Origin of the sequence: Novosphingobium marinum, assembly GCF_013408095.1 — a bacterium.
Lineage (GTDB): Bacteria > Pseudomonadota > Alphaproteobacteria > Sphingomonadales > Sphingomonadaceae > Novosphingobium > Novosphingobium marinum.
This window is the reverse complement of record NZ_JACBZF010000002.1, coordinates 508164-527517: the sequence shown is the minus strand read 5'-3', so window position 1 is coordinate 527517 and position 19354 is coordinate 508164. Positions and strand designations below refer to the sequence as shown.

Sequence of the window (19354 nt, the reverse complement as noted above, 5' to 3'; positions counted from 1 at the left end):
TGTCTTACCCTTGTCGAATTCGGGCTCAGGCGGCGGGAGCCGCGGATTCGGTTGCTTCGGGCGCGGCTTCGGCTTCGCCCTCGGTCGCGGCGGCAGGCTCGGCAGCGGCTGCCGGCTCGTCCTGACCGTCGATCATGCCGCCGGCCTGGGTGAGTACCCACTGGTTGTACTGCTCGCGCGGCAGCGCCTCGATCGCGATCGGCATGAAGGCGTGCTTCGCGCCGCACAGTTCCGAGCACTGGCCGTAGTACACGCCCGGACGCTCGATGAAGAGCATCTTCTCGTTCACCCGGCCCGGGACCGCGTCGAGCTTGAACCAGAGCGAGGGCACCGCGAACGAGTGGATGACGTCGGCAGCGGTGATCTGAAGCCGGACCGGCTCCCCGGCCGGCACGACCATGCGGTTGTCGACTTCCATCTGCGCCGGGCCGTCCCACGGTTCGGAACCGACTTCGCGGACGCCGGCATTCACGACCGGGCGACCCGGCTCGTTCAGCATGTACGAGATCACCTCGAAGTCGCCGTTATCGGGGTACGCATAGGTCCAGTACCACTGGTTGCCGGTTATCTTCACGGTAAGGGCATCGGCAGGCGCCGGGCGATACTGCTTGGCGAGGAGGTCGATCGACGGAATCGCGATCCCGACAAGGATGAGCACCGGGACCAGCGTCCAGATGACCTCGATCACCGTGTTGTGGCTGGTCTTCGACGGGACCGGATTGGCGCGGCGGTTGTAGCGCACGACCACCCAAATAAGCAGTCCGAGCACGAGCAGGCTGATCACCGCGATGATCGGCATGAGCACCGCATCGTGGATCCACGCAGCGTAGTCGCCCAGCGCCGAATACTGCGTCTGGATGCCGATTCCGCCATCGACGGGCATGCCGACACCCTCTGTCGGCGTCATCGGCGTGTAGGCACCCGCTGCCTGCGGAGCCTCGCTCGCGGTATCGGCGGGACCGCCCGCAACGCCTTCGGCCATTTCCTCGACGACGGGAACGTCGGCGCGTTCGTCGGAAGCGACGGAAACCTGCTCACCGGTGGCGGCCGTCGTCGCCAGCGCGGGTTGGGCGGAAACCGCCAGAGCAAGGGAGAGACCGAGAGCCCTGGCCGCCAGGCCCGCCTTTGTAGCGTAGTTGCCCAATTTCATCGTCTTCGTGCTTTCGCTTTCCGTCTTTCGCGGGAAACCGCAGTTCCCGCACCATCCAACCCGTGGGGAGCGCCCCTTGCGCGGCGGCCTATACGCGCGCTTGCGGCGTGTCTCAAGCGCATCTAGGGAATTTTTGCCTCGGGGGCCAGTTTATGGCCTGCCGCAAGATCGCCACACGAATTTTCGAGGAAGACTAACGACATGACCGAAGACGAGGTTCTGGCGGAATTCCGTGCAAGTCAGGCGCTGCTCGAAGGACATTTCCTGTTGTCGTCCGGTCGGCACAGCGCGCACTACCTGCAGTGCGCACGCGTACTGATGCATCCCGACCGGGCCGGAAGACTCGCCATCGCGCTCGCCAACAAGCTGCCCCGGGAACTGCGCAAGGAGATCGACAAGGTCGTCTCGCCCGCAATGGGCGGCATCATCATAGGGCACGAACTGGGCCGCGCGCTGGCGGTCGAGGCCATGTTCGTCGAACGGCCGACCGGAACATTCGAATTTCGCCGCGGCTTCGCGCTCGACGAGGGTGATCGCGTCCTTCTCGTCGAGGACGTCGTCACCACCGGGAAATCCTCTCGCGAGGCCATCGATGCCATTCGCGAGGCGGGCGGACATGTCGTGGCGGCTGCGGCGCTCGTCGACAGATCGGGTGGCGAAGCCGATCTCGGCGTGCCTTTCCATCCGCTGATCGAGATCAGCTTCCCGACATACGCCGAAGACGAGTTGCCGCCCGAACTCGCCTCGTCGCCCGCAATAAAGCCGGGAAGCCGCGCCTGATGAAACCGTGCCTGCCGGTCATCGCGGCAACAGCCGTCTGGCTGGCCGCCGCCCTTCCGGCCCAGGCCGGAGAGCGTCCGGCAACGGCCGGGATCGCCGGCGAGCCCGAACTCGTGCAGGTTCTCGGTCGCCATGGTTTCGATGGCGAGATCGCCGTCACCGGCGGCAGCTACGACGGGTTCCGAAGCGGTGCGGGGCAGGTCTGGCCGCTGGCCTCGATCAGCAAGCAGTTCGTCGCCACACTGGTCATGCAGCAGGTCGAGAAAGGCGAGCTGGACCTCGACGCGCCGGTGTCGGCCTATCTGGAGAGCTGGCCGGGAAGCGGGCCGCAGGCACCGTCGCTTCGTCAGCTTCTAAGGCATCAGTCGGGTCTCTACGATCCGGAGGACGATCCAGAATTCGACCGGACCGGTGCCTTTCCACTCGACCCGATGATGTGCGTCGCGCGCAGGGATCGCGCTCCGGGCGGCGAATTCGACTACACCAACTGCGATACCCTGCTCGTCGGCAAGGTGCTGGCAAGTGTGACAGGAAGAACGCTCGACAAACTCCTCTCCGACGAGATCGCCGGTCCGCTCGGCCTCGAAAGTCTCGGATTCGCGCAAGCCAATTCGAAAGTCGCGCCCAGCCTGAACGGTACGCCGGTGCGGGAAATCGCGGCGTACGGCGCATCGGGCGGGATGATCGCGACGGCGACGGACCTGCTCGCGTTCGACCGCGCGCTCATGGAAGGCGGGCTGCTGGGTAGCGACGCGCTCGCCGAAATGTGGGCGGGCGACCCGGCGCTCGGCTACACCGCACTCGGTCAGTGGGAATTTTCGGCACCGCTTTCCGGATGCGCCGATCCGGTCCGGATCGTCGAGCGGCGCGGCGCCATAGGCGGCTACCAGGCGCGCAATTTCATCGTTCCGGAACGCGGCGTGGCGGTGGCCGTTTTCATCGGAAAGGGAGAGGACGTCTACCCGTTCGGAGAAATCTGGACGGGCTCCGGCCTCTCGCACGACATCCTGTCCCGGACGGTATGCCCATGAGCGACACCAGCACCCTGCGCCTCGGCGTCAACATCGATCACGTGGCGACGATCAGGAACGCCCGAGGCGGCGATCATCCGGATCCCGTCCGCGCTGCCGAAATCGTCGCAGCCGCAGGCGGGGACGGCATCACCGTGCACTTGCGCGAAGACAGGCGGCACATCCGCGACGACGATCTCGCCCGCGTGCAGGATGCGACCGGCCTGCCGCTCAACCTCGAAATGGCCGCGACCGACGAGATGGTGGAGATCGCGCTGCGCCACGCCCCGCACGCCGCATGCATCGTGCCCGAAAAGCGCGAAGAGCGCACGACCGAAGGCGGGCTGGACGCCGCCGGCCTGCACAACCAGCTTGCGCCGATCGTTTCGCGGCTGGGCGACGCGGGCATCCGCGTCAGCCTGTTCATCGAGCCGACGGCGCGGCAGGTGGAGGCGGCGATGCGGCTGGGCGCGCCGGTGGTCGAGTTTCACACCGGCGAATATGCCCATGCCGGTGACGAGGCCCGGGCGGGCGAGCTGAAGCGGATCGCCGACATGGCCGCGCTTGCCAGCAAGAACGGGATCGAACCGCACGCCGGCCACGGGCTGAACTTCGAGAACGTGCAGCCGGTCGCCGCGATCCCGCAGATCGCCGAACTCAACATCGGGCATTACCTGATCGGCGAGGCGATCTTCGTGGGCCTGGAAGCGAGTGTGCGCCGCATGCGCGAGCTCATGGACGCGGCGCGCTGACATGATCATCGCTATCGGATCCGACCTCTGCAACATCGAGCGCATTGAGGCCTCTCTCGAGCGCTTCGGCGAGCGCTTCGAAAACCGCGTGTTCACCGAAGTCGAGCGCGCGAAGGCGCGGCGGCGGCCCTATACGCGCGCAGGCACCTACGCCAAGCGGTTCGCGGCCAAGGAGGCGTTCTCGAAAGCAGTCGGCACCGGGTTCAGGGCCGGCGTGTTCATGCGCGACATCGGGGTGGTCAACGCGCGATCGGGAGCGCCGACGCTTGCGCTGACCGGCGGCGCGGCGGCGCGCCTTGCTTCCCTCATCCCCGAAGGGCATGAGCCGTTCGTACACGTGACGCTTACCGACGACCATCCGTGGGCACTGGCCTTCGTCGTGATCGAGGCGCGCCCGCTTTGACCACCGAACCGCCCTCTTCCGATTTCGAGTTGCCGGAGGTTCCTCCCGTCGAGGAAGCCGACGAGAAGGTCGACTGGCTGGGCGAATTGCGTGGCCTCGCCCTCATGCTGCTGGCGGTGCTCGCGTTCCACAGCCTCGTCGCCAAGCCGTTCTACATTCCGTCCATCTCGATGATGCCCAACCTGCTGGTCGGAGACCGGCTGGTCGTCAGCAAGTACCCGTACGGGTGGAACTGGTCGTCCGCCTCGTTCCATGTGCTTCCGCGCGGCGAATGGCGGTTTCTGGGCCATACCCCACAGTACGGCGACATCGTGATCGTCGTTCCGCGCAACCGGCGCGAGGACCTGATCAAGCGCGTCGTCGGCCTTCCCGGCGACACGATCGAGGTGCGTAACGGACGGATCATCCTCAACGGAAAGCCCGTCCCGCAGGACGTCGAACCCGCAATCGAACTGCCGGTCGACGAAAACCAGCCGTGCGAGGCCTTCACCTTCCCGAAGATGAAGGCGCGCCTGCCATCCGGGCGCGAGGTGTGCGAGCTGCCGGTCATGCGCGAAACCCTGCCGAACGGCGCGAGTTACCTTGTCATCGATCACCTCGACCAGACACTGGACCACATGCAGCTGACACGCATTCCCGAAGGCCACGTCTTTCTCATGGGCGACAACCGCGACCATTCCGCGGACAGCCGCGCGACGCTGGCGGGCAATGGCCTTGGCGGCCCCGTCCCGCTGTCGGACATCGGCGGGCGTGCCGAGTTCATTACCTTCTCGCTGAGCGGGAGCGAAGGCTGGAACCCGCTGTCGTGGTGGGACGGATTGCGGACCGACCGGGCATGGCGCAGCCTGCGACCGGAACTGAGAAGAGGACCAGCCGCCGATGGCGAATGACGACCCGCGACTGAAGGGCCCCAACTCGGACAGACACGGTGCGGGGCCCACGGATATCCAGGATCCGCTGATGCGGGTCGAGGCGCGCCGCGCTCTCGTCTGGCTGGGTATCGCATCGCTGATCGCGCTGGCGGTCTTCGTCTCGCAATCGATACTGACGATCTTCGGCGGAATCGTGTTCGCGGCGCTGATCGACGGCGGTGCGCGGCTGCTGGGACGGGTGCTGGACATCGGCCGCACCTGGCGCGTCGCCATCGTCCTGATACTGACGGCGATCTTCCTTGTATGGCTCGTGATGTTCGCGGGTTCGCAGATTGCCGCGCAGGCGGCCTCCCTGCCCGCGATCCTCGAACGGCAGACGGCGATGGTGCTTTCCTGGCTCGAGGAACAGGGCTTCGGCATCCGGGGAGAGAACGTGCGCGGCATGGCGCAGCAGGTCCTTGGCGGCATGGGCCAGCTCACCAGCATGGTCGGCGGCATCATCGGCGCGGGCACCACGATGGTGCTGATCGTCGTGCTCGGCATCTACATCTCGCTCGAACCAAAGCTCTACAACCGGGGCGTCGCATGGATGGTGCCCCGGCACGAGCGCGACTATTATCGCGAGACGGCCTCGCTCATGGGGCGCTCGCTGCGCAGGCTGCTGGCTGGCCGCCTGCTCGGGATGGTGATCGAAGGCGTGGCGACCTGGGCTCTGCTGGCGATCTACGGCGTGCCGATGGCCGCGCTCCTGGGTATCCTGACCGGGCTGCTTGCCTTCATTCCGAACATCGGCGCGATCGTTTCGGGACTGCTGATGGTGCTGGTCGGATTTTCCGGCGGCACCGACATGGGTCTCTACACCATTGGCGTATACGTCTTCGTCCAGGCGTTCGACGGGTACATCGTTATCCCCATGGTCGCGCGCCGGACGGTTGACATGCCGCCCGCTCTCACGCTTGGCGCACAGCTCATCATGGGTGTGCTGTTCGGCATCCTCGGCCTGTTCCTCGCCGATCCGCTGGTCGCGATGATCAAGACCTGGTTCGAACGCTCCGCCGCCCGGCATGAAGAGGAAGCGCAAGCGGAAGAGACCTGATGGCACGCAAGTTCCTGTACTTCGTGGCGGCGATCGTCGTCCTGATCCTCCTCGGCCTGCTGGCCCTGCGCATCTGGGCGGACGAGATCACGCAGCTGACGTTCGTGCCTTCGGCCGAATTCACCCGGCAGCCTGCGCTGGAAAGCAACGTCTACGCGATGCCGGACATGTGGATCGCTCGGCCCGGAATGGGCGAGACCGATCCGGCCCTCTGGCTGCCGGAGGGCGCTGAGGAACCGGTCGAGAAGCTGAATGCCGCCGTCTTCTTCGTGCATCCGACCAGCTACCTCCAGAAGGAAAGCTGGAACGCCCCGCTCGACCACGAGGAATCGCGCAATCGCGCCCTCACCTACGTCAAGGGGATGGCCAGCCCCTTCAACGTCGCCGCAGAACTGTGGGCGCCGCGTTACCGGCAGGCCACGTTCGGCGCCTTCCTGACCGAGGAGCCGGAAGGCAAGATGGCGGTGGACGCAGCCTATGACGACGTCCTGCGCGCGTTCGACTATTTCCTTGAGGGTATCGACGAGGGTCAGCCCATCGTCCTTGCCGGACACAGCCAGGGTTCGCTCCACCTGATGCGCCTGCTGAAGGACAGGGTCGCCGGAAAACCGCTGGCAGGCCGCATCGCCGCCGCCTACGTCGTCGGCTGGCCGATCTCGCTCGAACACGACTTGCCCGAAATGGGCCTGCCCGCATGCGCCACGCCGGCGCAGTCGGGATGCGTGATGAGCTGGTCGACCTTTGCCGAACCGGCCGAGCCTCCGGAGGCGAAGCCGGGCTATCCCGCCGGGCTGGCGCTCGACGGCGGCAACCGGTTCGATGCAGCGCCGCTGTGCACCAACCCGCTGACCGGCGGCGTCGGAGGCAGCGCGCCCGCCGATGCCAATCTCGGCACGCTGGTGCCATCGGGCGACCTTCTCGCCGGGAGCCTCCAGCCCGACCTCGTCCCGGCGCGGTGCGACGAACGCGGGCTGCTGCTGATCGGCGAGCCACCCGAAATGGGCCCCTACGTGCTGCCCGGCAACAACTACCACGTCTACGACATACCGCTGTTCTGGGCGAACCTTCGCGCCGACGTGACGCGCCGGATCGAGGCATGGAAACCCTGATCACCACGCAGAAGGCCGAGTTTCGCTCGGCGCTGCCCGCAGGCGGCCCGCTCATGGGCCTCGACCTCGGCACCAGGACGATCGGCACTGCCTTCTGCGATGCCGGCTGGCACTTCGCATCTCCTGCCAGGACGCTGAAGCGCGGCAAGTTCGGCGCTGACAGACAAGCGCTCGAAAAGCTGGCGAAGGAGCGCTCGATTGCGGGGATCGTCCTTGGCCTTCCGCTCAACATGAATGCGAGCGAGGGCCCGCGTGCGCAGGCGAGCCGCGCCTACGCACGCAACCTTGGCGTCCTCGGCCTGCCGATCCTCCTGTGGGACGAGCGCTGGTCGACCGCCGACGCCGAGCGCGGACTGATCGGACAGGACATGAGCCGCGCAAAGCGCGCCGACCGGATCGATGCGGCTGCCGCGGCCGTCATCCTGCAGGGCGCCATCGACGCGCTATCGGGCGGGATTCTCTAGGGCCGCCCGCCGCTGCCGCGCTTCGCCTGCGACCAGGCGACTGCCCGAGGCCTCCGCACCGGCCCAGATACGGTCCGCCTCGCCTGGGGACCGCGCCTGCGAGGCAAGCGCATCCCACGCGGCGAACCGCATGCGGTCGGAAGGGTGCCGCTTGCCGAACCGCTCCGCCAGATCCAGCGCCTCCGGCGTGCCGAGGCCCACCGCGATGCGAAGAAACGCCTCGCTCGAGCTGGGATTGACGATCCGCGCGACCTGGCCCGCTTCCAGATCGAAGGCGTACTGATCGCGCCAGCCCTGCGCGGGGTCGCGATGGAGTATGTTGATCGACACCGAAAGCGCATCGGCGGGCTGCTGGGCATGCACGTCGCGATGCGCGCGGTAGTGCAGGATGCGTCCCTCCTCCAGCCGCGACCGCTCGACGAAGCGCAAGTCCACCGGCTCGCCCGCATATCCCGCGACATCGGCATATTCGTACTCGTAGTACTCGCTCCAGTAGCCGGGACCGAAGTATCCGATGGTGAGGAAGTCGAAGTTGTGATCATGCGCCAGCCCGTAGACGAAACTGGCATCGCCGCTGGCCCGCATCATGTGCTCGTCGCGCGATGGCCAGACGTTCGCGCGGAGGAAGAAGTCGCCCTGGTCGGGGCGCGACAGCACGATGACCTGCGGCCCGTAGGATCCACCGGTATCCTCGGCGCGCGACAGGCCAGCGATTTCCGAAACCAGCCGGTCGCCAAGGAACGTCCGGTTGTTGCCGAGCGCGCGCAACGCCTGCGCGCCGTGCTGGAGGCTTTCCTCGTCGGAAGGATCGAAGCCGCGAATGCGCAGGGCCTCGATACACTCTTCCAGCGTGTGCGTCTCGCAGCCTTCCGGCGACATCACGCGGGGCATGGCACAACCTCGTCCAGTTCCGGATGGGCCTCGACAAGTTGCGAGCGCAAGGCTCCGGCAGCGGGCGCCAGTTCGTCGGACGGCGAGCGGGCAATTTCCGTGAGCACAGTGAATCCAGCGAGCGTGTCGAGGGACAGGCACTCGCGCAGGGCTTGCCAGCGCAACGCCGGGCTACCGCTCTCCCGGGCGATTGCAGCCATGTGCGGCGCTGCGTCGGCGCCATCCTTCCGAGGATCGCCATCGCCAGTTCGACGCGGCTTTCAAGGGGGTCCCCGGCGGAGCGACGCACGATCGCGCCGTCGCGCAAACCGATTCCATCCGTGGCGGCGAAGCCGGCCTTGCGGCGTTGAAGGCGCAGCGAAACGAGATTTCCGTCGCAGGCGAGCAGGTGCAGCGCCTGTCGCTGCGCATCGCGGCAAACCGTCCTGCCAGGCTCGATCGACAGGGGCGCCCGGCGGATCGAATGGCTACCACCCGGAGCAGGCCGTCGCTCGATCAGTTCCGCCCGTCCGCGCCCCGCCACGAATACTTCCCAGCATTCGGTGGCGGGAAACTGCGCAGTCTCGCTTTCCGCCAGCCCGCGCAGGCGCTCGGCCGTCGTGCACACCAGCGTCAACGTCACCGGGCCTTCGCGCGCCAGCACCAGCGTCGACAGCGACCCGTCGGTGAAATGGCGCAAGGGCACTTGCGCGAGCGGCGCTTCGGAAAGCGTCCGCGCGACTTGTTCGACGAAGCCGGAGGCGAATTCGATCGCAGCCATGCCGCCATCTTCGAAGAGCGCGGACAGCGCGGTGCATTCGGCCAGCGAGCGGGCGCGCGCGAATGCTTTCACCTCGGCAAGGACCTCGGCGGCGGGATCGCGTTCCTGCCACGCTCCGACGGCGGCAAACAGACGATCCTGCGCCTTGCGCTGCAGGGCGGGATCGCCCCGCAGCGCGCGCAGGTCGGGGTGCTCGATCATTCGTCCCGACCCCCCGGCCTCACTTCAGGTCGTAAATGAAGGCCATCATGATGGCGAGCGAATCGTCCGACTGCAGGCGGACGAGGTCGGTGGCCACGCTGCCGAACACGCCGGTCAGCTTTTCGAGATCGGGAAGCATCGAAAGATCGATTTTCGGAAGGTTCATCAGGGTCCCCCATTGATTGCATGTTCCGGAGCAGGAGCGCTCCGGGGCAGGACCATTGGGGTGGCAGCGTTGGCTAACCCAGTTAAAATTCTGTAATTGCGGGATATTACATATGCCGGGCGAGGTTGCCGGGGTCAGGCTCTCAGGATGACGACCAGCCCGTCCGGGGCCCGGGGCGTTTCGCCTGTCGCGATCGCTACCCGCGATGCGTCGGCCCGCGCGCGGACGAGGACCGATGCGGGCACGCCGGGTTCGTGCGCGACGAGATCGGCAGAGCCGAGCAGCCGCGCTTCACGCAAGGTCAGGTCGTCCGGATCGGCGCTTCGCAGCACGACTTCCACGACGCCGCCGCCCCTGCCGGATGTCCCGCTGGCAACCCATTCGTCCACGCAATTCGCCGCATTCTCGTCGAGCGGGTCGAGCGGTCCCGATGCCGCGAGCGCCCCGTCGAGAGCGCGTCGTCGCTCGCCAGCGTCGGGCAGGCGTTCGCGCAATGCCGAACGCGCGCCGCCCAGCTTCCTCGCCAGTTCTCCAAGCGACTGCGGAAGCAGCGCTTCGAGCCGCAGGCGCAGCGCCTTGGCAAGACCAGCGGAGGCCCCGCCCGTGCCGATGGCCACCAGCACCGGCTCGCGGTCGAGGATCGACGGCGTGGTGAAATCGCACAGCTCCGGCCGGTCGACGACGTTGACCAGAAGGCCCGCGCACCGCAGCCGGATCGCGTCCCCCTGTGCCGCATCGGGATCGTCGCAGGCGATGAAGGCAAGGCGGGCGCCCTTGTCGATGCCTTCCTGCATGTCGTCCACGACCACGCCTCCGGCGCGCTCGACGATCCGCCGTTTGGCCTCTGCCGCCTCGCCCGATCCCAGCACGATCACCGGTTGTCCCGCGACCCGGTGGAACAGGGGGAGCGAGGAGATCATCGGGCAGGCACTATTCAAGCCATTCCGGAACGCGCTCGGCAGCCAGGATCGTGGCAGGTTCGATGCGGTTGGCGACGATCGCCCAGCGGCTTGCGTCGACCATGACTTCGGGCACCAGCGCGCGCGAATTGTAGGTGTTTGCCATCGTCGCGCCATAGGCGCCGGCGGTCCGGAACACGGCGAGGTCGCCTGCCGCGACCGCGTCGATCTTTCGCGCGGTGGCGAAGGTATCGGACGATTCGCAGATCGGGCCCACAACGGACGCGGTCATCCGCTCGCCGGAGGGGCGGACGGCCACGAAATCGTGCCAGGCATCGTACAGCGCCGGCCTCGCCAGGTCGTTCATCGCGGCATCGACGACCACGAACGGGCAGGCCGCACCCGGCTTTACCCGCACGACCTCGGTAACAAGAACGCCCGAGTTGCCGGTAATGACGCGGCCCGGCTCGAACATGATCGTGGCGTCCCAGTCGGCGGTGACCTCCGCGACCATGGCGCCGTACTCGGCAGGCCCCGGCAATTTCTCTCCGGACTTGTACGGCACGCCGAGCCCGCCACCGAGGTCCATGTGCGTCACGGACAAGCCCCGACCGCGGAGCTCGCGCATCAGGGCACCCATTTTCTCGAACGCCGCGCGCGAAGGTGCAAGGTCGGTGATCTGGCTTCCGATGTGGACCGCGAGCCCGCGCATGTCGAGCGAAGCGAGCGCGGACAGACGCTCGAAGATCCCGGCTGCCTCGTGATAGGGAACGCCGAACTTGTTGTCGGCCTTGCCCGTGGAAATCTTCGAGTGAGTGCCGGCATCGACGTCGGGATTGACGCGTAGCGCCACCGGCGCGCGCATTCCCAGTCCTGCCGCCACGCGCGAGAGCTCGAGCCCCTCCTCCTCGCTTTCGATGTTGAATTGCCCGATCCCGGCACGGCATGCCGCATGCAGTTCCCTGCGGGTCTTGCCAACCCCGGAGAATACGATGTCGGACGCCGCGATCCCGGCGGCAAGCGCACGGTCCATCTCGCCTTCGGACACGACGTCCGCGCCATAGCCCTCGCGCCCCAGCACGCGCAGCACGGCAAGGTTGGGATTGGACTTCACCGCGAACGCCAGGTGCACCTTCGGCAGCGCCGAAAGCGCGTCACGGAAAACCCGCGCATGACGTGTCAGGGTCGCGCGGGAATAGACGTAGACGGGAGTCCCGACGGCTTCGGCGATTTCGGGAAGCGGGACGTCCTCGGCGTGGAGAACGCCGTTCCTGAGCGCGAAATGGTCCATGCCTCAGTCCGGATCGGCAACGCCGGTGGCGGCGTCGGGCTCGTCGTACGCGTCTTCGGGCGGGGGCAGGTCGAACGGATCGTCCTCGCGCTCCTCGGACCGGCGGCGCAGTTCCACGCTTCGCTCGGGCATGGCGAGCGGCGGCGTTTCGAGCAGTTCGGAGGCGGTCGGTCGCTCCTCGCGACCATAGGGCGCGACCGGAAGCGACTGGCCGGGCCTCGGTTCGAGATCGCCTCGCTGCCCGCAGGCGGCCAGCCCGGCCACGATCAGCAGCGCGGCGAATGCGCGAACGTTCATGGCTCGATCCCCAGTTCCGCACGGGCCTCGGCAACGCGCTTGCGCACCTCGTCGGGGGCCGTGCCGCCGTGGCTGCAACGAGCCGCCACCGAAGCTTCGACGGAAAGCGCCGAGTAGACGTCGTCGTCGATTCTCCTGTCGATGCCTTGCAGGTCCTCAAGCGACAGCGCATCGAGGGCAACGCCGCGACTTTCGGCAAGCTTCACCGCCGCCCCGGTGATGTGATGCGCCTCACGGAAAGGGATGTCCTTCTTGCGGACGAGCCAGTCGGCCAGGTCCGTCGCCGTCGCGTAACCCAGTTCGGCGGCGCCGCGCATTCGCTCGACGTTGAAAGTCGCGCCGGCGATCATGCCCTCCATCGCGGCGATCGACAGCGCGAGGAGGCCGGCGGCTTCGAACACGGGCGGCTTGTCATCCTGCATGTCCTTCGAATAGGCGAGCGGCAGGCCCTTCATCGTCACCATCAGGGCGGTCAGGCAGCCGACGATGCGCCCGGCATGGCCGCGCACGAGTTCTGCGGCGTCAGGGTTCTTCTTCTGCGGCATGATCGAGCTGCCGGTGGAAAGGCTGTCGGGCAGCCGGATGAAGCCGAACGGCTGGCTCGCCCAGACGATCATCTCTTCCGCGAGCCTCGACAGGTGCAGCGCGCACTGCGCGGTCGCCGAGAGGAAATCGAGCGCGAAGTCGCGGTCGGACACCGCATCGAGGCTGTTGGCCGTCGGCGCATCGAAGCCGAGCGCCTGCGTGGTCATCAACCGGTCGATGGGGAATCCAGTTCCCGCAAGCGCTGCCGAACCGAGCGGACACTTGTTGAGGCGCACCCGGGCGTCGTAAAACCGCGAACGATCCCGTGCAATCATCTCATAGTAGGCCATCAGGTGGTGGCCGAGCGTGACCGGCTGCGCGGTCTGCAGGTGCGTGAAGCCGGGCATGATCGAACCGGCATGCTCGCCCGCGCGGGAGACGAACGCCACCTGCAGCGCTTCCAGCCCGCGATCGATCTGGTCGATCGTATCGCGCACCCACAGGCGAAAATCGGTCGCCACCTGGTCGTTGCGGCTGCGCGCGGTATGCAGCCTGCCCGACGCCGGTCCGATGAGTTCGGCAAGCCGGCTTTCGGTGGTCATGTGGATGTCTTCGAGGTCCCAGTCCTCGGGCACGCCATCGGTTTCGTACTCGGCAGCGACGCGCTCCAGGCCCTCGATGATCGCCTCGGCATCGGCCGCCGCGACGATGCCCTGCGCTCCCAGCATCGCCGCGTGCGCCTTCGACGCGGCGATGTCCTGACGCCAGAGCGCCTTGTCGAAGGGGATCGAGGCATTTATCTCGCGCATGATCGCCGAGGGTCCCTCGGCGAACCGCCCGCCCCACATGGCATTGGAGCCTTCCGTCTTGCTCACGTCCCGTCCACTCACGCTTTTCGCCTTGTCGATCGCCCTGATGGCCGGCGGCTGCGATAGGCAAAGCACCGCCCCGGCGCAACCTGGCGATGACGCGGGCAAATCGAACGCGCCGAGCCTTGCGGGCGTGATCGACCGCAGCCGGGCCGGACAGCCGATCCCCGACTTCACGGTGAGCACCGCCGACGGCGAAAGCCTCTCGCTCCCGTCGCTGAGGGGCAAGCCCGTGCTCCTGAACCTCTGGGCGACCTGGTGCGCTCCGTGCGTCGTCGAATTGCCGACGCTCGACGAAGTCGCCGCAAAGCGTGGCGAGGAACTGAAGGTGCTGACGGTGTCGCAGGACACCGGGCGCGCATCGGGAGTGGCCGATTTCCTGCGCGAGAAAGGGGGCGACAACCTGGAGGCGTGGCTCGATCCGGAAAACCAGCTTTCGTTCCATTACGCCACGGGCACGCTGCCGACGACCGTTCTCTACGACGCGCAGGGCCGCGAAGTGTGGCGCTATGTCGGGGGAATGGAATGGAACGACGCGAAAGCCGCGGAGATGCTGGCCGAGGGGCTGTAGCGCCGCCTTGAGGCCATGGTGGCGGTGACGGGCTCACATAGGCAGCCAAGATTGGCTTATTTTAGACGTTCTGTGGGAATGTGAATTTTGAGAAGCCCCCAATCAGGCCCCCAAAGTCGATGCTTGAGCGCTGAAACCGACTCCCGGAACACCAGCCGGAATGAAGCTGCAGGTCCGTTGACCGAGTCGGGGAGGATCACCGGTCCCGGCTGGCGAGTGAATGACTACACACTCTGCGCGACAAATCGCGGTCAAAAATGGCGGAAAGCCGGGGCATTCGGGAGATGGCAGCTTCTCAATCAAATCTGACTTGGTAGGAGGCGGGCCATTTGAATCTGCATAACTCGGTCGCGAAGGCGCAGGAATCCGCCATCGCTGACCGCAACTGCTCCACCAATCAGGTGGCTTGTTCTTGACCCACCGGTTGGGCCGAAAAACATGCACTGAGTGCTCCTCTCGAACATTGTTCTTGCCGCCAGGGGGCCAAGCACCATTGCGTTATGGGCGACGAAACCCGCCAAGAACCGTTGTTTCTCGGTCCCCCTCTGTCACGTCCATGCGCGATCGTAAGGAACAGTTACTTCCAGTTTCTCGCTGGGACATCATCGGGCTTCATCACATTCGTCGACGGCCATTCTCATTGCCGACCAGCCTGCGAAGTCCATCACCCCTTTGGTCTCATGATAGCCAACACGGACAGCGGGATATTCCCAGCTACCGATTTTCACCTCGACAACGTTGGTGTCGTTGAAGACCTGTTCGCCGTTATCGATGTCCCAAAACTTTGCACCTTGACGCCTGATCTGCACCATCGAGTTCTCAAAATCGACGCCCTTCCAGAAATACCGCAATTCACCCCGATGCTTCCAGATCGTGATGTAGGGCTCACCAAAGCCAAACATCGCACCAGCACCGATCGGAAACGGGTGCACTTGTCCGCGAGCAGATTTGACCGCGCGGCATTCGACGCTCCCCCGCGTCTCGATACGCCACAACCGCCAGCCGCTTTCGACCTTGAGGAGCCGGAAGTAAATCCCTTCATCGACCTCTCGTTCCTCGCCAACCTTCCATTGCTGCCTGACAGGGATGGCCGCAGACAAGGCCGTAGGCGCGATAAGCAGAAACGGCATTAGCGTTCTGGTGAAGCCGTTGTGCACGAATTGCCCCTTCGTTCAGGTATGGGCAGCAAGCTATGCGAGCGAGGCATCGAGTCAACGTGCAGCGATCGGATGCATGAAATCCGTGGGTCCTACCTCGCAAGTCCATCCAGCCGAAGCGCTAGGGGACCGCTTTTTTCCTGCCAGATGCCATTCCGGGCATTGGGTTCAGTTAGAAGTTCCAGTCTCGCAAGCATTCAAAGGTCGGACGAGCTTGCGAACAGGGTACGCAGCGAAGTTCGCACCGCTGCGCTACAGTACGCATGGTAATAGCTATGTAGTGGTGCGAATCCACCACGCAGGGCTTTGGCGGAAAACCCCCATTACGCTCGATTCGCGTGGTGAAATTCACCACCGGTCTCCGTCCGAAACAGGGCCATCATGGTGGAATCCACCACCGGCATTTTTCTTTATCGTGGTGGAATCCACCACCGGTAGCTTGTTCAGATCGCGGGCCTTCCGGTATGCCTTCAAGGCGCGCTGACCGCGTTCCATTCGCCGCCGCTCCGCCGTCTGCGGTTCGGGCTCCCGCTCCATGAATGTCCAGTCCGCTTGCTTGCGACCCGGCCGCGGAAAGCATGTGAGACGCCAGGTTCGTGCCCGTGACGTTTCCGATGCCTTGACCTCGAAATAAGCATCCTGCGTCATCTCGATGAAACCCAGCGATTGCAGCTCGTCAAAGGCGCGGCCGGCGGCATGATGATCGGCCAGGCCCATACGGTGGGCGGCATCCTGCACGCCCAGATAGAGCGAGCCGTTGTTGTCACCGTTGTAGAGCATGCCGAGTTCGATCAGCAGGACGCGAGCATTGGGCGTGAGACTGCGATAGGCGTTGCTGTGGAGCAGGCGATAGTCCAGCCGAACGAAACGGCTGGTATCATTCCTCCCGGTAGCATTCGGCCTGTTGCGTCGCCTGCGATCCTTAACCACCGGCAAAGGCATCCCTCACGACCCAGACGATCGCGCGTCGGCCGCTGGCATTGCGGCGACGCATGCCGCTATCCGTGATCCGACCCTTGCTACGCAGCTCGGAGAGCCGCGGCTGGATCGTGGCGCGGTCAATCCTGAGCCAATATGCCGTTTCGTGTGCCGTAAGCCCCTGAGGGCCCGCCAGGCGCACGACGGCGAGGGAAAGACGCTGCAACCGTCCCAGATGCTCCGTAGCGGCCTGTGGAGCCTCCTGGCGACCTGATGGGGGATCAACCATCCTCGCCTCCCGCGGTCAGCGCAGGCAGGGCGTGGCGGGCGAGCAGGATGCGCAGCCAGTTCGCCTGCTTCTCGCTTAGCGATGCCGATCGAAACGCGAGCCCGCCGCAGAACTGCCCTTCCTTCTCGGAAAGCACATCGACGGTCAGCAGCGCCCGCGCCGCGGCGCGAAAGTCTGTGAAGGGCTCAGCCATTGCGGATGCCCTCCCGAAGCGCATCGCCGCGGTCGCCATGGCGCCGGGCCATCGGGAATTGCGTCCGGTGGACCTCAGAGGTATGAAGGCTTCGCGACCAGCCGCCAAGTTGATCGCGCGAAGCCCCGCCGCCCACCGGCGGGGTTTTGCATGTCTGTGACATTGGTCATGCCTCCCCTGCGATCAGCGCTTGCAGACTGTCGGCTGGGATCAGCGTGCGGCCTCCAATCCGGTTCGCTTTCAGGCGGCCGGCGGTGATGTGGTTGTAGATCGTGCTGCGGGACAGGCTGGAGACCTGAACGGCCTCGCGGATGCTGTAGGCGATCTTCGGAGGATTGAGATTTTGAGACTGCATTGGCGCACCTCGTTTGCGGTTGGCGAGGGCTAAACAGTTATGGACGTTCGACAAGCCCGGCCAATTATTGCGACCTCGACCACTGAACGAAGCTCAAAGAATGATGGCACCGTTCGTTCAGCGGGAAGGAAGACCCCAGATCACGACGTTCACGGCCATAGCTTCCGCCCGTTTTTGAAGGCCGGGCGTTGATCCCTCGTTCCCGAACGCCGCATCGACAAAGTGCGTAAGCGGCTTCCACGGCGTACCGCTAGTGAGGCTCGGCGTGCGCCCCGCCAATGGCAGCACTTTCGGTGTATAGGCCCGCCAGCAAGAAAAAAGGTCCGCCAGTTCCAGCGCCAGCGCCACCTCAACCATACTTGCGGTCAGCCGCCTTGGTAGCTTGAGAAAATGAACTGGCCCGAAGGGTATCGAGCCGCTGCCGCGACCTAATGGCGTTTCACAGTGCTCTGCGAAGCGATCGAGCGCGCAAAGAATCGCGTCGGTCGGAACCGAACTCATCATCTTCCCGGCTTCATCGTCTCCGACGTCGCGATTCTCGAATGCAGCCCAAAGGAAGAATGCGAGCTTTTGTGCGCCCCATTGTCGATCCATGGCGATCGCGTTGCGAAACCGCCGTGTGGACCGCCCGACTTCGGCAGCTCTTTCGTCCATGGACCGGCGAAACTCGGCATGACGCAGATCAACATCCCAATCGTGCGCTCGAGCTGCCTCGCACGCCTCGATCCACCGATCGCGGATCATAAAGAACTTCGCGCCGTCGAAGTCCGAATCCCATGTGCGCTTGAAGAAAGGGGAGGTGGCGAGAGAGATGGCCGCCTCCTGGTATCGAGGGAGAATTTCACCATCGGCCTTGTTGCCTTCTGGGCCGACCATTGCCCAAATCGGCGACACCTCATGGCGTTTTGGCATGCCAAGAGCGTCGACAAGCAGGTTGCCGGACGCATCCTTTCCCCGCGTGCCGTCTCTATTTTTGAAGAACACCACGCGGCGAAGATCGCGCGGAATATCACTCGACATAACCCTCTCGCAATCAGCTCTACAGGACGCCGGAAAAGCGCGCTGGCAGGCTCGCCTTACCCATCCCGTCTGCTGGCAGATACAGTACTGGCGCGTTCAATCTGATCCATCATCGTCCACCGTGAACCGTTGCTCAAGGGGCTCTCAAGCTTTACCGTTCCCCTCAGAGAGGGGGGGGACAGGGATGATTGACCTTCTTCAAAAGATTGCACATCGGCTAGAAAGTGGCTCCTACATAAATGAGGCAGCCATTCGCATTGGGATTATCGAGCCTATTCTCGGAAAGCTGGGATGGGATACCGCCGATCCGCAAACAGTTTTACCCGAATATAGCTCGCAGGGAAGACGAGTTGACTATGCGCTGTGCGCCTATCCTGCTCGCCCGAGTGTTTTCATTGAAGCGAAAGCTATAGGAAAAGTCGAAGCGGCTGACAGGCAATTATTTGAGTATGCGTTTCACGAAGGCATTCCATTTGCGGTCCTTACTGATGGAAGGAAATGGAGCTTTTATCTCCCATCCGCGCAAGGAAGTTATGAAGATCGCCGCCTTTACAAACTAGATTTGTTGGAACGGTCTCCCGAGGAGTGTGAGCGCATACTCTTTCGCTATCTCTCATATGATCGCCAACGGAGCGGTGTAGCTCAATCCGATGCGCAGCAAGACTATGCAAGTCGTGCCAACGAGCGCATGGCCTCCGACACCTTGGCGCGTGCCTGGTCGGAACTCGTTACCGAACCCGACCCTTTGCTAATCGAGTTGTTGGTTGAGAGAACAGAGGCATTGTGCGGAATCCGTCCCCCGCTGGAAGCGGCCGAGAATTTTATCCTACGTAGGCCATCAACTTTGGATTTTGCGACCGAAAGGCAAACGAGCGTTATAAAGGCGCCCCCGGAACAACGGCCTGCTTTTCTCGATGCCGAAACCAGCTCCGAGCCGCGTCCGATAAGGCCGGCTACTCCGCGACAGCTTTCTGCAACATTTCGTGGAAACGTCCTCCACGGGCGAGATGCGACAGCGATGTTTCTCGAGTTGTTGAGGGCGCTGGCAGCCGAATTTCCGGAAAGAATGGAGCAAATCGCCACCGCCGCCAAAGGACGTACCCGCAATCATATCGCGCGTTCGCCCGCAGAAGTTTATCCTGATCGACCTGACCTAGCACACACCGTTGTAGAACTTGTGCCAGGCTGGTTTGTTGGGACGAACATCGCAAATCGGGAGAAACATCGCATCATGAAAGCGGGTTGCGAAGCATGCGGTGTGGTGTTTGGCAGAGACGTGATCTTCGAGCTGCCTAATACTTGAGGGCAGCGCCAGT

The 19354-nt window shown here is 64.7% G+C and carries 24 protein-coding genes; 11 read left to right on the top strand and 13 right to left on the bottom strand.

Annotation, left to right across the window (positions count from 1 at the left end; genetic code table 11):
- Positions 1 to 25: 25 nt before the first annotated feature.
- Positions 26 to 1150, bottom strand: a complete 1125-nt coding sequence (gene coxB / locus FHS75_RS07295; RefSeq protein ID WP_179407019.1) for a cytochrome c oxidase subunit II — start codon at positions 1148 to 1150, stop codon at positions 26 to 28.
- Positions 1151 to 1351: 201 nt separating this feature from the next.
- Between coxB and pyrE the strand changes: the two genes are divergently transcribed.
- Genes pyrE through ruvX form a run of 8 tightly spaced genes read left to right on the top strand, consistent with a single transcriptional unit; the run spans position 1352 to position 7636 of the window.
- The gene (gene pyrE / locus FHS75_RS07290) at positions 1352 to 1930 is read left to right on the top strand and encodes an orotate phosphoribosyltransferase (RefSeq protein ID WP_179407018.1); all 579 of its coding nucleotides are present in this window, start codon (positions 1352 to 1354) and stop codon (positions 1928 to 1930) included.
- On the top strand, positions 1930 to 2961 hold the full coding sequence (locus tag FHS75_RS07285) for a serine hydrolase domain-containing protein (RefSeq protein WP_179407017.1): 1032 nt from the start codon (positions 1930 to 1932) through the stop codon (positions 2959 to 2961). The genes pyrE and FHS75_RS07285 overlap by 1 nt, the downstream gene beginning before the upstream one ends.
- Positions 2958 to 3692 (top strand): pyridoxine 5'-phosphate synthase, encoded by a 735-nt coding sequence (locus tag FHS75_RS07280; RefSeq protein WP_179407016.1) that lies wholly within the window; start codon positions 2958 to 2960, stop codon positions 3690 to 3692. Before FHS75_RS07285 ends, FHS75_RS07280 begins: the two co-directional genes overlap by 4 nt.
- Position 3693: 1 nt before the next feature.
- Positions 3694 to 4095: a holo-ACP synthase gene (acpS, locus tag FHS75_RS07275; protein ID WP_179407015.1), complete on the top strand. Its 402-nt coding sequence runs from the start codon at positions 3694 to 3696 to the stop codon at positions 4093 to 4095.
- Complete coding sequence (gene lepB, locus FHS75_RS07270) at positions 4092 to 4985, top strand: signal peptidase I (RefSeq protein ID WP_373284971.1); 894 nt, start codon at positions 4092 to 4094, stop codon at positions 4983 to 4985. Before acpS ends, lepB begins: the two co-directional genes overlap by 4 nt.
- Complete coding sequence (locus FHS75_RS07265; RefSeq protein ID WP_179407014.1) at positions 4975 to 6063, top strand: AI-2E family transporter; 1089 nt, start codon at positions 4975 to 4977, stop codon at positions 6061 to 6063. Before lepB ends, FHS75_RS07265 begins: the two co-directional genes overlap by 11 nt.
- Positions 6063 to 7172 (top strand): DUF3089 domain-containing protein, encoded by a 1110-nt coding sequence (locus FHS75_RS07260; RefSeq protein WP_179407013.1) that lies wholly within the window; start codon positions 6063 to 6065, stop codon positions 7170 to 7172. Before FHS75_RS07265 ends, FHS75_RS07260 begins: the two co-directional genes overlap by 1 nt.
- The gene (ruvX, locus tag FHS75_RS07255) at positions 7160 to 7636 is read left to right on the top strand and encodes a Holliday junction resolvase RuvX (protein ID WP_179407012.1); all 477 of its coding nucleotides are present in this window, start codon (positions 7160 to 7162) and stop codon (positions 7634 to 7636) included. Before FHS75_RS07260 ends, ruvX begins: the two co-directional genes overlap by 13 nt.
- Here the strand turns inward: ruvX and FHS75_RS07250 are convergent.
- Together FHS75_RS07250 and FHS75_RS07245 are read right to left on the bottom strand one after the other, a co-directional pair.
- The gene (locus FHS75_RS07250) at positions 7616 to 8527 is read right to left on the bottom strand and encodes a transposase (protein ID WP_179407011.1); all 912 of its coding nucleotides are present in this window, start codon (positions 8525 to 8527) and stop codon (positions 7616 to 7618) included. The two genes, ruvX and FHS75_RS07250, sit on opposite strands and share 21 nt — an antisense overlap.
- The gene (locus FHS75_RS07245; RefSeq protein ID WP_179407010.1) at positions 8515 to 8727 is read right to left on the bottom strand and encodes a hypothetical protein; all 213 of its coding nucleotides are present in this window, start codon (positions 8725 to 8727) and stop codon (positions 8515 to 8517) included. The genes FHS75_RS07250 and FHS75_RS07245 overlap by 13 nt, the downstream gene beginning before the upstream one ends.
- On the opposite strand from FHS75_RS07245, the gene FHS75_RS07240 reads away from it, so the two are divergent.
- Positions 8718 to 9527 (top strand): hypothetical protein, encoded by an 810-nt coding sequence (locus FHS75_RS07240; RefSeq protein WP_179407009.1) that lies wholly within the window; start codon positions 8718 to 8720, stop codon positions 9525 to 9527. The two genes, FHS75_RS07245 and FHS75_RS07240, sit on opposite strands and share 10 nt — an antisense overlap.
- Here the strand turns inward: FHS75_RS07240 and FHS75_RS07235 are convergent.
- The 5 genes from FHS75_RS07235 to argH all read right to left on the bottom strand — a co-directional run bounded on the left by FHS75_RS07235 (position 9508) and on the right by argH (position 13514).
- Positions 9508 to 9654: a hypothetical protein gene (locus tag FHS75_RS07235; protein ID WP_179407008.1), complete on the bottom strand. Its 147-nt coding sequence runs from the start codon at positions 9652 to 9654 to the stop codon at positions 9508 to 9510. The genes FHS75_RS07240 and FHS75_RS07235 overlap by 20 nt on opposite strands.
- Positions 9655 to 9788: 134 nt before the next feature.
- Positions 9789 to 10574 carry a precorrin-2 dehydrogenase/sirohydrochlorin ferrochelatase family protein gene (locus tag FHS75_RS07230; protein ID WP_179407007.1) on the bottom strand — a complete coding sequence of 262 codons (786 nt, stop codon included), beginning with the start codon at positions 10572 to 10574 and terminating at the stop codon, positions 9789 to 9791.
- A 10-nt stretch (positions 10575 to 10584) separates the two neighbouring features.
- Positions 10585 to 11844: a diaminopimelate decarboxylase gene (lysA, locus tag FHS75_RS07225; RefSeq protein ID WP_179407006.1), complete on the bottom strand. Its 1260-nt coding sequence runs from the start codon at positions 11842 to 11844 to the stop codon at positions 10585 to 10587.
- Between the two features lie 3 nt (positions 11845 to 11847).
- Positions 11848 to 12141 (bottom strand): LPS translocon maturation chaperone LptM, encoded by a 294-nt coding sequence (gene lptM, locus FHS75_RS07220; RefSeq protein WP_179407005.1) that lies wholly within the window; start codon positions 12139 to 12141, stop codon positions 11848 to 11850.
- Positions 12138 to 13514, bottom strand: coding sequence for an argininosuccinate lyase (argH, locus tag FHS75_RS07215; RefSeq protein WP_179407426.1), 1377 nt, complete (start codon positions 13512 to 13514; stop codon positions 12138 to 12140). The genes lptM and argH overlap by 4 nt, the downstream gene beginning before the upstream one ends.
- Before the next feature lie 19 nt (positions 13515 to 13533).
- On the opposite strand from argH, the gene FHS75_RS07210 reads away from it, so the two are divergent.
- Positions 13534 to 14106, top strand: a complete 573-nt coding sequence (locus tag FHS75_RS07210; protein ID WP_244959010.1) for a TlpA family protein disulfide reductase — start codon at positions 13534 to 13536, stop codon at positions 14104 to 14106.
- A 602-nt stretch (positions 14107 to 14708) separates the two neighbouring features.
- Here the strand turns inward: FHS75_RS07210 and FHS75_RS07205 are convergent.
- The 5 genes from FHS75_RS07205 to FHS75_RS07185 form a co-directional block, all read right to left on the bottom strand.
- The gene (locus tag FHS75_RS07205; protein ID WP_179407003.1) at positions 14709 to 15263 is read right to left on the bottom strand and encodes a hypothetical protein; all 555 of its coding nucleotides are present in this window, start codon (positions 15261 to 15263) and stop codon (positions 14709 to 14711) included.
- A gap of 348 nt (positions 15264 to 15611) precedes the next feature.
- The gene (locus FHS75_RS07200; protein ID WP_179407002.1) at positions 15612 to 16193 is read right to left on the bottom strand and encodes a hypothetical protein; all 582 of its coding nucleotides are present in this window, start codon (positions 16191 to 16193) and stop codon (positions 15612 to 15614) included.
- 269 nt (positions 16194 to 16462) lie between these two features.
- Entirely contained in the window at positions 16463 to 16663 is a 201-nt protein-coding gene (locus FHS75_RS07195; protein WP_179407001.1) for a hypothetical protein, read from the bottom strand.
- Positions 16664 to 16829: 166 nt separating this feature from the next.
- Positions 16830 to 17072 carry a helix-turn-helix domain-containing protein gene (locus FHS75_RS07190; protein ID WP_179407000.1) on the bottom strand — a complete coding sequence of 81 codons (243 nt, stop codon included), beginning with the start codon at positions 17070 to 17072 and terminating at the stop codon, positions 16830 to 16832.
- A 63-nt stretch (positions 17073 to 17135) separates the two neighbouring features.
- Entirely contained in the window at positions 17136 to 18038 is a 903-nt protein-coding gene (locus tag FHS75_RS07185) for a hypothetical protein (RefSeq protein ID WP_179406999.1), read from the bottom strand.
- A 184-nt stretch (positions 18039 to 18222) separates the two neighbouring features.
- Here FHS75_RS07185 and FHS75_RS07180 point away from each other — a divergent pair, with 184 nt between their 5' ends.
- Positions 18223 to 19341, top strand: a complete 1119-nt coding sequence (locus tag FHS75_RS07180) for a hypothetical protein (RefSeq protein ID WP_179406998.1) — start codon at positions 18223 to 18225, stop codon at positions 19339 to 19341.
- Positions 19342 to 19354: the final 13 nt, after the last annotated feature.

Excerpts from the sequence above, each read along its gene's own strand:
- argH (WP_179407426.1), bottom strand. The coding sequence starts at position 13,514 with ATGTGGGGCGGGCGGTTCGCCGAGGGACCCTCGGCGATCATGCGCGAG.
- pyrE (WP_179407018.1), top strand. The coding sequence starts at position 1,352 with ATGACCGAAGACGAGGTTCTGGCGGAATTCCGTGCAAGTCAGGCGCTG.
- lptM (WP_179407005.1), bottom strand. The coding sequence starts at position 12,141 with ATGAACGTTCGCGCATTCGCCGCGCTGCTGATCGTGGCCGGGCTGGCC.
- FHS75_RS07265 (WP_179407014.1), top strand. The coding sequence starts at position 4,975 with ATGGCGAATGACGACCCGCGACTGAAGGGCCCCAACTCGGACAGACAC.
- FHS75_RS07235 (WP_179407008.1), bottom strand. The coding sequence starts at position 9,654 with ATGAACCTTCCGAAAATCGATCTTTCGATGCTTCCCGATCTCGAAAAG.
- lysA (WP_179407006.1), bottom strand. The coding sequence starts at position 11,844 with ATGGACCATTTCGCGCTCAGGAACGGCGTTCTCCACGCCGAGGACGTC.
- ruvX (WP_179407012.1), top strand. The coding sequence starts at position 7,160 with ATGGAAACCCTGATCACCACGCAGAAGGCCGAGTTTCGCTCGGCGCTG.
- FHS75_RS07260 (WP_179407013.1), top strand. The coding sequence starts at position 6,063 with ATGGCACGCAAGTTCCTGTACTTCGTGGCGGCGATCGTCGTCCTGATC.
- coxB (WP_179407019.1), bottom strand. The coding sequence starts at position 1,150 with ATGAAATTGGGCAACTACGCTACAAAGGCGGGCCTGGCGGCCAGGGCT.
- FHS75_RS07245 (WP_179407010.1), bottom strand. The coding sequence starts at position 8,727 with ATGGCTGCAATCGCCCGGGAGAGCGGTAGCCCGGCGTTGCGCTGGCAA.
- FHS75_RS07185 (WP_179406999.1), bottom strand. The coding sequence starts at position 18,038 with ATGTCGAGTGATATTCCGCGCGATCTTCGCCGCGTGGTGTTCTTCAAA.
- FHS75_RS07250 (WP_179407011.1), bottom strand. The coding sequence starts at position 8,527 with ATGCCCCGCGTGATGTCGCCGGAAGGCTGCGAGACGCACACGCTGGAA.
- FHS75_RS07195 (WP_179407001.1), bottom strand. The coding sequence starts at position 16,663 with ATGGCTGAGCCCTTCACAGACTTTCGCGCCGCGGCGCGGGCGCTGCTG.
- FHS75_RS07230 (WP_179407007.1), bottom strand. The coding sequence starts at position 10,574 with ATGATCTCCTCGCTCCCCCTGTTCCACCGGGTCGCGGGACAACCGGTG.
- FHS75_RS07285 (WP_179407017.1), top strand. The coding sequence starts at position 1,930 with ATGAAACCGTGCCTGCCGGTCATCGCGGCAACAGCCGTCTGGCTGGCC.
- FHS75_RS07180 (WP_179406998.1), top strand. The coding sequence starts at position 18,223 with ATGATTGACCTTCTTCAAAAGATTGCACATCGGCTAGAAAGTGGCTCC.
- FHS75_RS07280 (WP_179407016.1), top strand. The coding sequence starts at position 2,958 with ATGAGCGACACCAGCACCCTGCGCCTCGGCGTCAACATCGATCACGTG.
- acpS (WP_179407015.1), top strand. The coding sequence starts at position 3,694 with ATGATCATCGCTATCGGATCCGACCTCTGCAACATCGAGCGCATTGAG.